We start from the raw sequence: 15,703 nt of genomic DNA on the forward strand, positions 1-15,703 counted from the left end.
AAAATGGGGTAGTACGATGAAGGCAACCATTTACGATGTGGCTAGGGAAGCCGGTGTATCGATTGCAGCGGTATCGCAAGTCATGAACGGTAAAGGGAAAATAAGCGAAGAACGGCGCACTGAAATTCTGAAAGTGATGGAAAAGCTCAATTACCAGCCAAGTGTCATCGCATCAGCACTTACTGGGAAGAAGACATATACGTTAGGCCTGCTTGTCCCTGATATCTCCAATCCCTTCTTTGCTGAAATCGCAAGGGCAGTTGAAGACCAAGGTCATAATCTAGGATACAGTCTCGTTATCTGCAGTACGGATAATAAAGACGAACGTGTAGAACGGTATCTGAACTTACTCCAGCAAAAAAGTGTGGATGGGATGATTATCGGGACCGGGATGGATAATAAGGACATGCTTACACCACTCATGGAGCGATCGATTCCTGTTGTCATGATCGCACGGGAGATGCCGGATATGGCTGTACATACCGTTGTTGTTGACGATTTCGTTGGTGGCACGTTATCTGCTAAGCATCTCTTGGAGCTTGGTCATACACGCATGGCGATTCTTGCTGAACATACCAAAGTTACAAGTAGTCGTGAACGGGTAAAAGGTTTCGTGACCACGTTAGAGGAAGCCGGTATCGGGCTCCCTGAAGCGAGGGTTCGGAATTGTAGTTATACCGTAGAAGACGGCAAACGCGAAGCTATTGAACTTCTAGAGAAACCTGCCGCCGAACGACCTACTGCGCTTTTCTGCTGTAATGATATGCTCGCGATTGGCGCCTTGCAGGCTGCGAAACAATTAAAGCTGCGTGTTCCTGAAGATATTTCCGTGATCGGTTTCGATAATACCATTCTAGCTTCCGTGACAGATCCACCACTTACGACAATTGCACAGCCGATTGAGCCGATGGGTAAGCAAGTCGTCGATCTGCTTATTCTCGAACTGAAGAAGAAATCACAAGCCAAGCAACGCATCGTTATGCGTCCAGAACTCATCATCAGGCAATCTACAGCAGCTCCGGCAAAGTGATCGTATATGGAAGCGAAGACTGCTTTCCCTTAGGGGGAGGCAGTTTTTCATATCTTAGTGTGCCGCGCATGGCAATTAACTAGGTAATAATTTGAAGACATTCAAAGTTGTTGCTAATTCTCATCATTAAAATAGCTTAATTTTGTGCAAATACTTCGTATTTATATACATATCCATTCATATTTCCTCCTTTTACAATGGGGGGGTAATCATATATTTAATAAGGTAGAAATACCGATGAATCAAACCAATAAAAGTAAATTTAGTTAAAAAAAGAAATTGAAGGGTTGAGGAGAAATGAAAATTTTATTTCAAAGTCCTGCTAAGGAATGGACTGAAGCGCTGCCAATTGGCAACGGTCGAATAGGTGCCATGATTTTCGGCGGAATCGAAGTAGAAAAAATGCAATTAAACGAAGATACACTCTGGTCGGGTGGGCCAAAAAATTGTAATAACCCTCGTGCCAAGGAAGTGCTGCCGGAGGTGCGTCGTCTCTTGGCGGAAGGAAGATATGCGGATGCTGACCGAATGTGTAAGGAGATGTTAGGGCCTTACACGCAATCCTATTTGCCGTTTGGCGATCTCACACTTGTATTTGAGCATGGGGATAGCGCGCATTCGTATAGACGAGAGCTGGATTTGCAGGAAGGGGTATCTCGCGTCGAGTACCAGATCGGTAATGTTTTGTACACGCGAGAGATGTTTGCTTCCAATCCCAGTCAGGTTATTGCTATTCGTCTGAAGTCCAGTCAAGCCGGATCACTACATTTTACCGCGCGTCTGGATAGCCTACTGCGTGTTAATATGGTCCATGAGAACGGTCAATGGATCATTCGTGGGAAGGCGCCGGTGCAGGTGGCGCCAAGTTATTATCATGTTGACCAACCGATTGTATACGAAGATCAAGAGGACGGAGAGGCGATGTCTTTCGTAGGTCGACTCGCGATTGTTTTGGATGACGGTTACATGCATGCAGATCAAGCAGGTTTGCATGTTCGAGGAGCCACGAGTGTGACGCTTTACTTCAGTGCGGCAACAAGCTTTAATGGCTTTAATCGCTCCCCGGGCAGAGAAGGTAAGGATCCACTAGCGATCACAGAAACATACCTGGCAGAGGCGATGCAGTATTCTTATACGGAGCTTCGCGATAGTCATGTCAACGACTATCGCAGCTTGTTTGATAGAGTCAACATTCAACTTGGGAAGACGATCAGCCCTGCAGATATGCCGACAGACCAACGGATTTCTGAGTTTGGGGCTCAGGATCCGGGCTTAGTAGAACTATTATTTCAGTATGGCCGATATTTAATGATCGCCAGCTCACGCGAGGGGACGCAGCCCGCTAACCTGCAAGGCATTTGGAATAAGGAGACAAGACCGCCGTGGAGCAGCAATTATACATTGAACATCAATACGGAAATGAACTATTGGCTCGCAGAAACCTGCAACCTACCTGAATGCCATCAACCGCTGCTCGATTTTATTGGGAATTTATCGGTTAACGGGAGGAGTACCGCAGAGATCAATTACGGTGTCCGTGGATGGACAGCGCATCACAACTCTGACATTTGGGCTCAGAGTGCACCTGTAGGCGATTATGGACATGGCGACCCGGTTTGGGCATACTGGCCAATGGGCGGTGTTTGGCTTTGTCAGCATCTCTGGGAGCATTATGCCTTTGGCAGAGATAAGGCGTATCTAAGTGAGAAAGCATATCCAATCATGAAGGAAGCCGCTCTGTTTTGTTTGGATTGGCTCATTGAGGATCAGGAAGGATATCTTGTCACAGCCCCTTCCACGTCGCCGGAACATAAATTTATTAGTAGTGACGGTGAGAAAACAGCTGTAAGCATAGCTTCGACGATGGACTTATCATTGATCTGGGATTTGTTTACGAATTGCCTCGAGGCTGCTGAAGTACTGCGTGTGGATGAGGATTTCAGATCCGAGCTCACGATGGCGAGAAGTAAGCTATTCCCGCTGAAAATTGGACAGTACGGCCAACTTCAGGAATGGTATAGCGATTTCGAGGAGGAGGACATGAATCACCGTCACGTCTCACATTTGTTTGGAGTATATCCTGGACGCCAAATTAATGGAGAGGTTACGCCCGATTTGTTTGCGGCGGCACGAACATCATTAAATAGACGCGGAGACGAGGGGACGGGCTGGAGTCTCGGTTGGAAATTAGGATTATGGGCCCGTTTCCAAGATGGTAATCGCGCGGAACGGCTTATCTATAACATGTTGCAGCTCGTGAAGCCGGACAAGTGGAAATCACAGAGGGGCGGCGTTTATGCCAATATGTTTGGTGCGCACCCGCCATTTCAAATCGATGGCAATTTTGCTGCTACAGCTGGCATATCGGAATTGTTGCTGCAATCTCATAAAGGGTTTCTCCACTTGCTGCCAGCGCTTCCCGAAACGTGGGTTTCCGGTTCTATTAACGGGTTGCGGGCGCGCGGAGGGTTCACGGTCAATTTGCGCTGGGACAGCGGCAGTCTGAGCGAAGCGATGATCGATTCTTTGAACGGCGAACCGTGTACGATTTATTCTCGAATACCGGTACTGGTGTTGGATGAGGAGGGCCGACAAGTTACTTTTAATTCATTGGAACACTCAGGTTGCATGACGTTTACAACATTTGCTGGTACTAGGTACAGGATCGTACCGCAATCGGGTTCCAACGATTGAGAATAATTGCACTTATGGAAGCAGTTTGTCTGAGGTTTACATGCTCGAGGCAAGGGCGAACTCCCCCTATGAGGTATGGGGGAAGTTCGCCTTTTGTGTGCTTGTCAGCTATCGTATAAAAAGAAGAAAAAGCGAGTAATGACCCAATGAATTTATAGTTTCTTCTATAATATTTTAAGGGTTTTTCCTATAAAAACTTATATCATAGGGTTATAAGATTAAAGTAAAGGAGTGAAGCAAACATGAATGGGAATATTATTAAAACTCCTGACATCCAGATGACTCAAAGTGAGCTAAATGCCTTGCGACTAAAACGACGAAGAAGACTGAAGCAAAACATTCCTTTGTTTATCATGCTGGTTCCTGTTATTGCTTACTATATTTTATTCAAATATTGGCCTATGGGCGGACTTGTTATCGCTTTCAAGAATTATAACTTTGCAGATGGTATTTTAGGAAGTCCTTGGGTGGGACTGAAAAATTTTCATGTGTTATTCTCTAGTTCAAATACGCTACAAATTATTTGGAATACATTTTGGTTAAGTTTTCTGAGCTTGGTATTTGGATTTCCGACGCCGATCTTTCTAGCTATTTTATTAAATGAAGTGAGACGCTCGTGGTTTAAAAGATGGGTACAAACAATTATCTACTTACCGCATTTCTTCTCATGGGTTATTGTTTCCGGCATCGTATTGTCTCTATTCGCAACGGATTATGGTTCAATTAATAAGGTGCTCGGCCTTTTTGGAATTGAACCGATTACTTTCCTGTACGAGTCCAAATCTTGGCTAGCCATTTTTGTTGGATCTGGAATTTGGAAGGAAATGGGTTTTAGCACCATTATTTATCTAGCAGCGCTTACAACCATTGATCCATCTCTATACGAATCTGCAGCTATGGATGGAGCTACGAAATGGCGGCAAATGTGGCACGTAACAATCCCAGGCATTCGTCACACGATTATCTTATTACTCATCTTAGCAATGGGTAAGATTATGGAAGTAGGCTTTGATCAAGTCTACAACTTACAGAACGCCGGAGTTTCGGAAGTGTCTGAAGTCATAAGTACGTATATTTATAAAATTGGCTTGGGCAATGCTCAGTTTAGTTTAACAACAGCCATGGGATTTTTTGAATCAATCATTAGTTGCAGTCTTGTACTTATAGCTAATCGGATCGCTAAGAAATACGATCAAGCACTCTTCTAGCATCCTGTATACATCGAGTTCAACATCCGTGGAAGGAGGATTTGTATGAAAGCGACAAATGGAGAAAAAATATTTTATGCAATCAATTATTTAGTTCTCGGATTAATCGCATTAACTTGTATTCTGCCATTTATTCATCTCATCGCACTATCTCTAAGTGAGCGATCTGCTGTTGAATCTGGTCATGTCTTCTTTTGGCCTGTGGGTTTAGAACTTACAGCATATAAAATTTTCTTCATCGCTAGCCCTGCTTGGAGTGCTTTTAAAAATAGTGTGCTTATCACGGTGATTGGTGTGGTGTTAAGTTTATTGGGCACCATACTAGCTGCTTATCCGTTGTCTAGATCCTATCTGATTGGAAGACGCTATCTAGTTCTAGGTATGGTGTTCACCATGCTCTTCTCGGGTGGGTTGATTCCCACATATCTCGTGATTAAGAACATGCACCTTATTGACTCCTATTGGGCTTTATGGCTTTCTGGATTCATCAGCACCTATAACATGCTTCTTATGAAAAGCTATTTCGAGAATATTCCCTATGAAGTGCAGGAAGCTGCACGGATTGATGGCTGTAATGATACTTCACTGCTCATTCGGATCATATTACCGCTCTCACTTCCCATGTTGGCTACACTTGCGTTATTCTATGGCATTGGCTTCTGGAATTCGTTTATGAACGTGCTCATGTACATTAATAAAAGTGAGATGTTGAATTTAACTGTAGTTGTCCAAGGGATGTTGCAGAAAAATGATTTATTGAACTCCCCTTCCCTCAATTTGGAGGAACAGCAAACGGTTGCAACAGAGATGGTGAAAGCAGTCGGTGTTGTTGTCATGGTTGTACCAATGCTGGTCGTATATCCTTTCTTGCAAAAGTATTTTGTCAAGGGAGTTATGCTAGGATCTGTTAAAGGTTAACAACGAAGGTATTCCCGTTTAACAAAACGATAATATAATCTTGTAGGGGGAACGTGCATATGGAAAACAAGAAACTATGGCTTGGAATGACGGTAGGGGTTGTAGCTTTAGGGGCAACATTAGCGGGCTGCAGCAGTGACAAAAAAGAAGAAGCAACAACAACGTCAGCAGAAGCAACTAAGTCTGCCGCAGTAACGCCAGCAAAACGTGGAGATGTTACAGTTTCCATGTACGATCGCGGTGGCGTTCCGGCATCGGAAGGCACCTATGAAGAAAATCGCTGGACCAAGTTTATTAACCAAAAGGGACCAGCCAATGTAAAATTCGTTCCAATTCTTCGAAGCGACTCTACGAAAAAATTAAACGTCTTGTTTGCTTCCGGTTCCGCTCCAGATATTGTCAACGAGTATAATACACCGTTCAGAGGCAGTTTGTATGACCAAAAACAATTGATGCCGATTGACAACATTTTGCAATATATGCCTGAATATCAAAAGCTATTAGAGAAATATCCTCAGCTGAAGAAGGCAGGAACAAAACCTGATGGCAAGATTTACGAAATTGGTAAGGTAAAAGAAGCGACTCCAGCGCATATTCTTTATATTCGTACGGATTGGTTGAAAAAGTTGAATTTGCAAATGCCGACAACAACGGATGAACTATATAACGTAGCGAAAGCGTTTGTTGATCAAGACCCCGATGGTAATGGTAAGAAAGATACGTACGGTATGAACATGAGTACGTATTCAGAACAAGCAATTAATGAAATTTTCGGTGAGAGTTCTTCAAAGACATTGCTGGCATGGGATATTAAGGACGGCAAAGTTGTTCGTGCATGGGACAAAGAATTTGCTTCCCTGACTTTCAAGAAGAAACTTTATGATGGCGGAATTATCGACAAAGACTACATTAACGACAAAGATGGCAATAAAGCAAAACAGGACTTCCTTAACGGAAAGATCGGGATCTTTGTTCAGTTCTCTGGCAGCGTAGGTGGTCTTGACTTACCTACATTGAAGAAAAATGTACCTGGTGTTGAAATTGCACCATTAGGTTATCCGAAATCACCGATGGGAACATTTACCGGCGCGATCGATAACCCAGTTCAAATGACAACGGTTGTGAATGCGAAAGCGAAGGATCCTGAAGCAGTTGGCCGCTATCTTGACTTTATGATGCAGACCGATAATGCTCGGAAAACGATCTACGGGGATGAAGGAGTCCACTGGAAGAAAGCTGCAAACGGCTGTCCTCAAGTTATTGATGCAGATAAGTCCAAAAATGAAGTTGCTTACGCATTAGACTATTCCATGTTCTACTCAGCTGGCATAGACAAATGTAACTATACGTTGAGTGGGCTTAGCAACCCAGATGTGCTGCCTGATCAAAAAATCAACATGGAAATGTATAAAGTGATCCAAGGTATTTACTTCGATCCATCAAGAGAATATCCTGGAGTCACGCTAGGGGATCATATGCCAGTATATCCAGCAGATCTTCAAGTTATCAATACAACAATTTTGAAAGAAAAAGATGATCTTTTCGTTAAAGCTATCCTTAGTGGTTCTAAGTACACGCCAGAACAAGCGATTAAAGATGCACAAGCAGCTTGGGATAAAGCAGACGGCAAGAAACTCGAAGAATTCATGAACAAATGGTATGCAGAAAATAAAAACACAGCGTTCTTGGCTAAGGATGCTATGGCCATCATCAAACAACAAATGGAATTTGTGAAGTAAACGTTTCTTAGAAGAGCTGGATTTCGATGGGGAGTGCCTGCACGCTGAGGTATCTCATCGATGTCCAGCATCTTCTTTAAATAGGCAGATATCAGCTTTACATCATGGGAGGAACTAACAGTGAACAAAGTGAAAGTAGCCATCATCGGTTGTGGCGGCATTGCAACGGGGAAGCATTTACCCAGCTTGAGCAAAATTGAGCAAGTCGAAATTATCGGATTTTTTGATATTTTTCCGGCAAGTGCACATAAGGCAGCTGAGAAATTTGGCGCACCTGGAGCCAGAGTCTATGATGATTACCGCGAATTACTCGCAGACCCAATGATTGATGTGGTTCACATCTGTACACCGAATGATTCACATGCGGAAATATCGATTGCTGCATTGGAAGCAGGCAAGCATGTGATGTGTGAGAAACCGATGGCCAAAACATCGGCAGATGCTCGCCGTATGGTGGAAGTTGCGAAACGAACAGGTAAGAAATTGACAATTGGGTATAACAATCGGTTTCGTGCTGATAGCCAACATTTGAAACGAGTTATTGAAGATGGGGATTTGGGCGAAATTTATTTTGCTAAAGCACATGCTGTTCGCAGACGTGGTGTTCCCACTTGGGGTGTTTTCTTGGATGAAGAGAAACAAGGCGGCGGGCCGCTAATTGATATTGGAACGCATGCGCTCGATTTAACGCTTTGGTTAATGAATAACTATGAACCTAAGGTGGTGCTGGGCACCGCTTATCATAAACTTTCACGTAAGGAAAATGCGGCAAATTCTTGGGGGCCTTGGGATCCAGCGAAGTTTAAGGTTGAGGATTCAGCTTTTGCTATGATCGTTATGAAGAATGGTGCAACGATCATGGTAGAAGCAAGCTGGGCGCTGAATACACTCGATACGAAGGAAGCCAAATGTACGCTTTGCGGTACAGAAGGTGGTGCTGATATGCAGGATGGCTTACGTATTAATGGCGAAAAGCATAGCCGCCTCTATGTGAACCAAATGCAGTTCGAAGCGAAAGGTGCAGATTTCTACGAAGGTAAGAAAGAAACGATGCAGGATAAAGAAATTCGGTTATGGATTGATGCCATTATCAACGATACAGAGCCAGTCGTAACACCAGAACAATCTTGTGTCGTTTCTGAGATTCTTGAAGCGATCTATGAATCGAATCGAACGGGTAAAGCTGTCTATTTTGACTAAACCATTAGAAAAGAGGCAGTCGAACTATGATGAAAGTAGCGATGTTGAGCTTCTGGCACGTTCATGCCAAAGATTATGCATGTTTAGCTGCCGAACATACGGATACCGAAATTGTTGCTGTTTGGGATGAAATCCAGGAGCGAGGCCGCGAAAAGGCAGAGGAACTAGGTGTTCCCTTTTATGGAAACTTGGATGAGCTGTTGAGAAATCCTGAGATTGACGCTGTCATTGTGGGTACGCCAACGAATCGGCATCATGAGGTCATTATCGCAGCCGCAATAGCAGGTAAACACATATTCACGGAAAAAGTTGTAGCTACGACCACCAAAGAATGCAAAGAAATACTTGCCGTGATCGAGGAAACCGGGGTTAAGCTAACTGTGTCCTTACCGCGTCTCTACATGGGCTTTGCACAAGCAGCGTTAACGTGTATCCGTGAAGGTCTTCTAGGCACGATTACTACTGTACGGATTCGACTTGCACATAATGGTGCGCTGCGAACAGAGAAACATCCAGACGGAGCGCTTCCAGCCCATTTCTTCAACTTGGAGCAATGCGGTGGGGGAGCGCTGATGGACTTAGGGTGTCATCCGATGTACTTAGCTCGTTTGTTTCTCGGATTACCGGAAAGCGTTAGTGCAAGCTTCGGCTACATCACCGATCGCGAGGTTGAAGATAGTGCCGTAGTCACCTTACGTTATCCAAGTGGTGCACTGGGCATTGTGGAAGCTGGATTTGTTAACAGCTACTCGCAATTTGATATGGAGATTCAAGGAACAGAAGGTAACCTTAAGTATGCCCGAACGGATGATAAATTACGCATCCGCAGCTCCAAAATGTCAGGTGAAGCAGCTACAGGGTGGCAAGAAGTGACCGATTTACCCAAGCTGCCTTCCGCTTTCGAGCAATGGGTATCCCATATTCAGCAGGGAACGACGGCGACAGAGAATATTGAACTTGCCTTTGATTTGACCCGTTTAATGGAAGCATCGACTTTATCTGCCCGTTCTGGTGCTGTGATGAAGCTGAGTGACCTTTCAGAATAAAACCGTACCCCCAAGGAAAGGCCAGAGCATCCCCTTCGCAGTAGTAAGGGAATTCTGTCCTTTCTTTCATAATAGAAGAGCATAGCTAATGCTTACGATGCGAGTATTTCTAACGAAAAACTTTTAGGAGGAAGAGACATGATCGATAAAGGGGAATATTCCTTTTCAACCTGTTGGAACATTAAGAAGCACACGGTAGGACGTGGCATGATTGAGGAAATTAAAGAGCTGGGCTTTCGCAATGTCGAGCTTAACTATAACGTTACGGAAGAAATGATGACAACGATTGAACCGATGATTGAGAAGGGTGAGATTGGTGTATCCAGTGTGCACAATGTATTCCCATTCATCAATGACAAGGATTATGATACGGATTCCGTCATGCTGGGGTTCGATGATGAAGCGAAGCGTAAGCGTTCCGTAGAGTTACTGATCCGTTCTATGGAATATGCTAATCGATACGGGGCCAAAGCTGTGGTCGTACATCCAGGTGAAGTGCCTTTTGAGTATAATATTGATGTAGATTTAAAAAAGCTTTATCGAGATCACGGCAAGGATTCACCGGAGTATCAGAAACTATGGAGTGTCATGATCGAAAGACGGGATCGGTTGAGTCCTCTGTATACGCAAAGAATTCAAGAAAGTTTGGAGATTGTAAGCGAGCATGCTGCCAAAAAAGGTTGGAATGTCGCGATCGGCATAGAAACTCGCTCCAGATCGTATCAGATGCCTTCCTTGATGGAAGCCAAAACGATTTGCGACAACCTGGCAGGCAGTCCTGTGTACTTATGGTACGATATCGGCCATGCGATGATGATGGACCGAATGGGCTTATACGATAATCTTAAAGAGTTACAAGAAGTGAAGAAATATATTTATGGTGTGCATATCCATGAAACGCTGGAACTTGCCGATCACTGGTGTCCCTATGTTCACAGCAAGGACCTGCACTATTTCGACCATTTCCTAGAAGCCATCGATTATGCGAAAGTGAAAGTCTACGAGCTGAAAGCTCTGTGTGAGCCGAATGAGATTCATGAAAGTCACAACCTTATCACCAGTAAAATTGCAGCTATGAAAGGGTAGGTGATCTATGTGGACGCTATTTATAATCGCTTAGTTAAATTAAATGATCAATTAACAGAAGCTACGCTTCTGGGGCAGATTCTTGATCCGCAATCCAAATATTACGGTGGTATCGTTGATGAAACGGGCATTGCCCGAGCTAATCATATGAGTACACCGCGTATGATAGCGGGATGGGCTTCAGCCTTGGTTAATCCAGATTCTCGCTACTATCAGGATAGCTTTTTATTGAATGCCTTGGATAAAGCGGTCGCGTTCATGCTGAACAGACAGCATGCGGATGGTACCGTTTCATTGGGCTCAACAAATTATAATTCTCCCCCAGATACGGCGTTCGTAGTCGGTGGGGTAACACAAATATACCAATTGCTTAACAAGCACGACTGGGCCCAACTTGAGCCTGTGACAGCAAAGCTGAAGCTCTTCTTGGAACGCACAATACCAGCTATGCTGACTGGTGGTTGTCACACGCCGAATCATCGTTGGGTGCTTACCGCTGCACTATGCTTATTATTTGAAATTTTCCCACAGCCCGAGTTGCTTGCACGAGCGGAAGACTGGTTAGCTGAAGGATTAGATATTACCGAAGATGGGGAATGGACAGAACGCAGTAACGGGATTTATAACGCAGTTAGTAATATTGCCCTATATCATACGGGTCGTTTGATGAACCGTCCTGAACTGATCGAATGTGTGCGAAGTAATCTTCGTATGATGATGTACTTAATTCACCCGTCTGGCGAAGTGGTAACGGATTACTCTGGTCGTCAGGATTTCGGTCAGACCGCTACGATGGCGAACTACTTCCCGATTTACCGCTTAATGGCGGCGCATGATCAGGATCCGATCTTTGCTGCAATGGCCGATTATGCGGGATCCTACATCACAGGTTTTCATGAAGGTGTGAACAACCATCCATTGATGAGCATTCTCGTTTATCCCGAAGCAGATATCTCACATATTGAACGAGTACCGCTGCTTGATCGATATGTGAAAATGATAAATGCAGAGCATCCGATGAGGGAACATTTGCAGCGTATCGATGAGGTTGGCCATCATATGCACATTCAGCATAGCAGCATGCATCTCTCTTTCGGTGCTCCGTTGGTTCGGATCCGTGAGCTGGATCAAAGTGTAACGATCATGTCGCAGACACCTTCCTTCTTCTCATTACGCCATGGGAAAGCAAGGTTACTCGGTGTTAAACTTTCCACTTCGTTCTCCCCAGGCATTGTGAAGTTCACGAATCTGACAGCGAGCGTAGGCGGGTATAAACTGGATACAGTATTGGAAAAAGGCTACAACGGACCGATCCCGCGTCATTTGCTGCCTGCAGGGACGGAGGGTTCAACACTCAGTCCATGGTATTTATTGCCGCATCAGCATCGGCCGATGACCCATTTGCAGAAGCTTGAACTGCAAGCGGAAATAGTGAACTCAGGAGATTCGGAATGGACAATCCACGTATCGTCTGATGAGCGTGAGGATGTCTTCACGCAAGTAACTTTCATTTTTGGCAATGAAGGTGCGGTGAGTGGCGATGATTTGCTAGCTGGGGAAGAAGGCAAGTACTTCCTGCGAAGCGGTTCTATGACGTACGAAGCAGAGGGAGATGTTATTGAAATTTCTGCAGGTGCCTATGAACATATCCTGCCTATCGTTCGTGAAGATCATCATCCATCTGGATGCCAATATGTCCATGTCAACTTGGTTACACCTTATGATCGGACATTCAAGATCCGTCTACTGTAGAAAGGAAGTACGTTATGACGACCTATTTCAATGAACAAGAAAGTATACAAACCCGTTTAGGGAATGACAATAAACAAACATTGAAAGTGCTTGCTGATCGCTACATTGGTGCGAACCCACCTGTACCCTTTGCATTTCGAGCATTCAGCCGAGCAGGCGTTTTGCAAAATGAAAAAGGGATGTTTGATCTCGATTTGGGCCGCAGATTTCCTGACGCAAAACCCGGTCAGTTCTCCTATGCCTATGCCTTAGTTTGGAGTGATGGCGAACGTAACCTGGATGTCTTGTTCAATTGTTTGGGTCCGATTCAGTTTTATTTCAATGATGAGTTGACGTATCGTTCAACGGTCATTGACGAGATTAAGCCAGATGCCACTGTGAAGTTAAATCTGGACTTCGTCAAAGGCTGGAATCGTCTCTTTATCAAAGCGAAGCATACAGCTGCTGGTTTTGGCTGCTTATTCGGTTCCGATGAGGCAAAGGTACGCATTCTGAATGTGCTAGCTCCGTTCACAGAACGGAAAGGACAAGCGGGTTGGGTGTTTTCCTCGCCAATTGACAACGATGTTTTCGAGGGGCGTTCCTTACCTGATGCGATGTCTTCAGAGAAGAATAATGGCTTACGTTGGCTGCCAAACCGTGAATGGGATGAGAATGAGCTCTCACTGCCTGTCTGCGAGCGATTGTTTGGGAGACAGCCTGGTAAACAGGCATTTGCTTGGACGCAGCTGAACAACGTAAGACCGGGTAGAGAAACCTGCATAATCAAGGGCCATGCATCAGGAGCGCTAACGGTTTGCCTGGAAGGCATGCTAGTTCTGGAGCTTACGGAAGCAGGCAACTTTCATGTCGAGGTGCCGCTTGCTTATGGTCAGCATCATCTACTTATTCGGAGTATTTGTGGTAATAACACTTGGGGGTTCACGCTTGAGGTTTCCATCGGTGAGGAGGTTGTCCCCCTTAGTTTACCGAAGCAGGTTCATGGCGCTGCAGAGCCTTGGTTGTTTCTTGGCCCTCTGTCTGCCAACATTTCCTTATCTTACGAGGATTTGGTACAGACAGATCGCGTGTACACAATCGATGTGAATTCTGAAGAGAAAACCTATTGGCGCTTGGATCGTCCTAACACATGGATTCGGCCTTACTATGAGAATGCGATGCTGAGCAATAAATGGACAGTTGGCAATGTGACGAATTATGCACGTTGGGATTACCCGCTTGGTGTAACTATTTATGGGCTGTTGCAAACCGGCCGCTTATTAGAGCGATCTGACATTACCCAGTATGCGCTGGACCATGTTCAAAGCTGTACAGATATGTTCGCATATTCCCTTTGGGATCGTGAGCAATATGGGTTCCCAGCGATTAATCAACAATTGGTTATGATGAAAATGCTGGACAACTGCGGTTCCTTTGGCTCCGCGATGTTAGAGGCGTATCAGGAAGATGAGGATCAGGGCTTCATGGCCATTGCGAATCGAATCGCAAATTTCATCTTACACGGGTTGGAACGCAAGGAAGACGGCGCATTTTATCGGATATGTCAGGATGAGTATTCGGAAAATACAATGTGGGCAGATGATCTCTACATGAGCACACCGTTTCTGTGTCGTTATGCTCGGATCACTGGTGTATCTGAAGCGCTTGATGAAGCAGCGAAGCAATTTTTGCTGTTCCGCAAGTACTTGTATATGCCGGAAGAACGCATTATGTCGCACGTGTTTGATTTTAAATATGACATGCCGACAGGCATCCCATGGGGACGTGGCAATGGTTGGACACTCTTTTCGTTGACAGAGGTGTTGGAAGCATTGCCAGCTTCACATGAAGCACGACCGGCGCTTGTGGATTTCTTCAATGAGCTGTGTGGGGGATATGCTGATCTTCAAGCGGAAAGTGGCCTATGGCATCAGGTTTTGAACGATTCGGATGCCTATGAGGAAGCTTCGTGTACAGCGATGTTCGCTTATTCATTTGCACGAGGTGTTCGCTTTGGTTGGCTTAAGGAGCCGCAGCGGTTCATTGAAGCGGCATTGAAGGCGTGGGATGGTCTGACTCGCATCGCGATCGATGCGCAAGGGAATGTGCACGGTGTCTGCAGTGGCTCGAGATATGCGTTTACAGCTGACTATTATAAAAAGGATCTGCTTACTGTCAAAAATGACAATCATGGCGTTGGCATTATGATGCTTGCTGGTTCGGAAGTTGTGAAGTTGAACCAATGGCTGGCAGAACCGCTTGAGGCCACGCAATGATAGGCGCCGCTGATAGTGTGTGGCAAATTAGTCATTTGGACTTAATTATTCGCATGGTGTTAGCAGTCATTTTAGGCGGCTTGATCGGTCTTGAAAGGGAATGGAACAATCATGCGGCAGGCTTCCGAACCCATATTCTAGTTTGCTTGGGATCGGCCACCATTATGCTGCTGTCGGAGTACGGCTTTTCTGACTTTGTCAATGAACCGAATGTCCGTATTGACCCGTCTAGGTTGGCTGCACAGGTTGTCAGCGGCATTGGGTTTTTAGGAGCTGGCGCCATTTTGCGAAACGGCAATGTTATTAAAGGATTGACGACCGCTGCTTCCGTGTGGCTGGTTGCGGCCATTGGTTTAAGCGTCGGGGCCGGCTTTATTACCGGAGCGCTGGTTTGTACCTTTTTAGTACTCATCAGTCTGTATGTCTTAAATAAGTTCGAAAAGCATATCATCAGGCACCGACGTACGCATGAAGTCGAAATTACGATTAATGAGCATCTAGGCTTCCTCAGCTCGTTAACCGCTCGTTTCGGGGAACAGGGTATACAGGTGATTCATCTCAAAATGATGCCTGAGAGTGCTCCTTCTACGATTGTAGGGAAAGCGGGGGAGCTCTCCGTTATGCACTTGGTTTTTAGCTTGAGATGTCCAAAGCACGAGAAGCTGATTGCAGCCTATGAGCAAATATGTGCGCTGGATATTGTTGTCAGCATGGAAGCCTCCAACTTCGTCTTTCATAAACAAGTGGCGTAGGGAAGTGAATGATTGCGTGCGTG

At 45.1% G+C, this 15,703-nt stretch carries 11 protein-coding genes; all 11 read left to right on the forward strand.

Annotated elements, in window-relative coordinates; genetic code table 11:
* Positions 1–16: 16 nt before the first annotated feature.
* The 11 genes from ACSQ8O_RS12810 (at position 17) to ACSQ8O_RS12860 (ending at position 15,680) form a co-directional block, all read left to right on the forward strand.
* A complete protein-coding gene (locus tag ACSQ8O_RS12810) occupies positions 17–1,030 on the forward strand; it encodes a LacI family DNA-binding transcriptional regulator (protein WP_436241866.1) in 1,014 nt (337 codons plus the stop codon).
* Positions 1,031–1,327: 297 nt separating this feature from the next.
* Positions 1,328–3,724: a glycoside hydrolase family 95 protein gene (locus tag ACSQ8O_RS12815; protein ID WP_436241867.1), complete on the forward strand. Its 2,397-nt coding sequence runs from the start codon at positions 1,328–1,330 to the stop codon at positions 3,722–3,724.
* Between the two features lie 278 nt (positions 3,725–4,002).
* The gene (locus tag ACSQ8O_RS12820; protein WP_436242008.1) at positions 4,003–4,932 is read left to right on the forward strand and encodes an ABC transporter permease; all 930 of its coding nucleotides are present in this window, start codon (positions 4,003–4,005) and stop codon (positions 4,930–4,932) included.
* A gap of 45 nt (positions 4,933–4,977) precedes the next feature.
* The gene (locus tag ACSQ8O_RS12825) at positions 4,978–5,850 is read left to right on the forward strand and encodes a carbohydrate ABC transporter permease (RefSeq protein WP_056616038.1); all 873 of its coding nucleotides are present in this window, start codon (positions 4,978–4,980) and stop codon (positions 5,848–5,850) included.
* A 59-nt stretch (positions 5,851–5,909) separates the two neighbouring features.
* Positions 5,910–7,589 (forward strand): extracellular solute-binding protein, encoded by a 1,680-nt coding sequence (locus ACSQ8O_RS12830; RefSeq protein WP_436241868.1) that lies wholly within the window; start codon positions 5,910–5,912, stop codon positions 7,587–7,589.
* Positions 7,590–7,709: 120 nt separating this feature from the next.
* Positions 7,710–8,789, forward strand: a complete 1,080-nt coding sequence (locus tag ACSQ8O_RS12835) for a Gfo/Idh/MocA family protein (protein WP_436241869.1) — start codon at positions 7,710–7,712, stop codon at positions 8,787–8,789.
* Positions 8,790–8,815: 26 nt separating this feature from the next.
* On the forward strand, positions 8,816–9,835 hold the full coding sequence (locus ACSQ8O_RS12840) for a Gfo/Idh/MocA family protein (RefSeq protein WP_436241870.1): 1,020 nt from the start codon (positions 8,816–8,818) through the stop codon (positions 9,833–9,835).
* Positions 9,836–9,973: 138 nt separating this feature from the next.
* The gene (locus ACSQ8O_RS12845) at positions 9,974–10,921 is read left to right on the forward strand and encodes a sugar phosphate isomerase/epimerase family protein (RefSeq protein ID WP_436241871.1); all 948 of its coding nucleotides are present in this window, start codon (positions 9,974–9,976) and stop codon (positions 10,919–10,921) included.
* A 9-nt stretch (positions 10,922–10,930) separates the two neighbouring features.
* Positions 10,931–12,673, forward strand: a complete 1,743-nt coding sequence (locus ACSQ8O_RS12850) for a hypothetical protein (protein WP_436241872.1) — start codon at positions 10,931–10,933, stop codon at positions 12,671–12,673.
* A gap of 14 nt (positions 12,674–12,687) precedes the next feature.
* Positions 12,688–14,928, forward strand: a complete 2,241-nt coding sequence (locus ACSQ8O_RS12855) for a glycoside hydrolase family 88/105 protein (protein ID WP_436241873.1) — start codon at positions 12,688–12,690, stop codon at positions 14,926–14,928.
* A complete protein-coding gene (locus ACSQ8O_RS12860; protein ID WP_436241874.1) occupies positions 14,925–15,680 on the forward strand; it encodes an MgtC/SapB family protein in 756 nt (251 codons plus the stop codon). The genes ACSQ8O_RS12855 and ACSQ8O_RS12860 overlap by 4 nt, the downstream gene beginning before the upstream one ends.
* Positions 15,681–15,703 lie beyond the last annotated feature (23 nt).

Origin of the sequence: Paenibacillus sp. LjRoot56 (genome assembly GCF_964253335.1) — a bacterium.
GTDB classification, from domain to species: domain Bacteria; phylum Bacillota; class Bacilli; order Paenibacillales; family NBRC-103111; genus Paenibacillus_E; species Paenibacillus_E allorhizoplanae.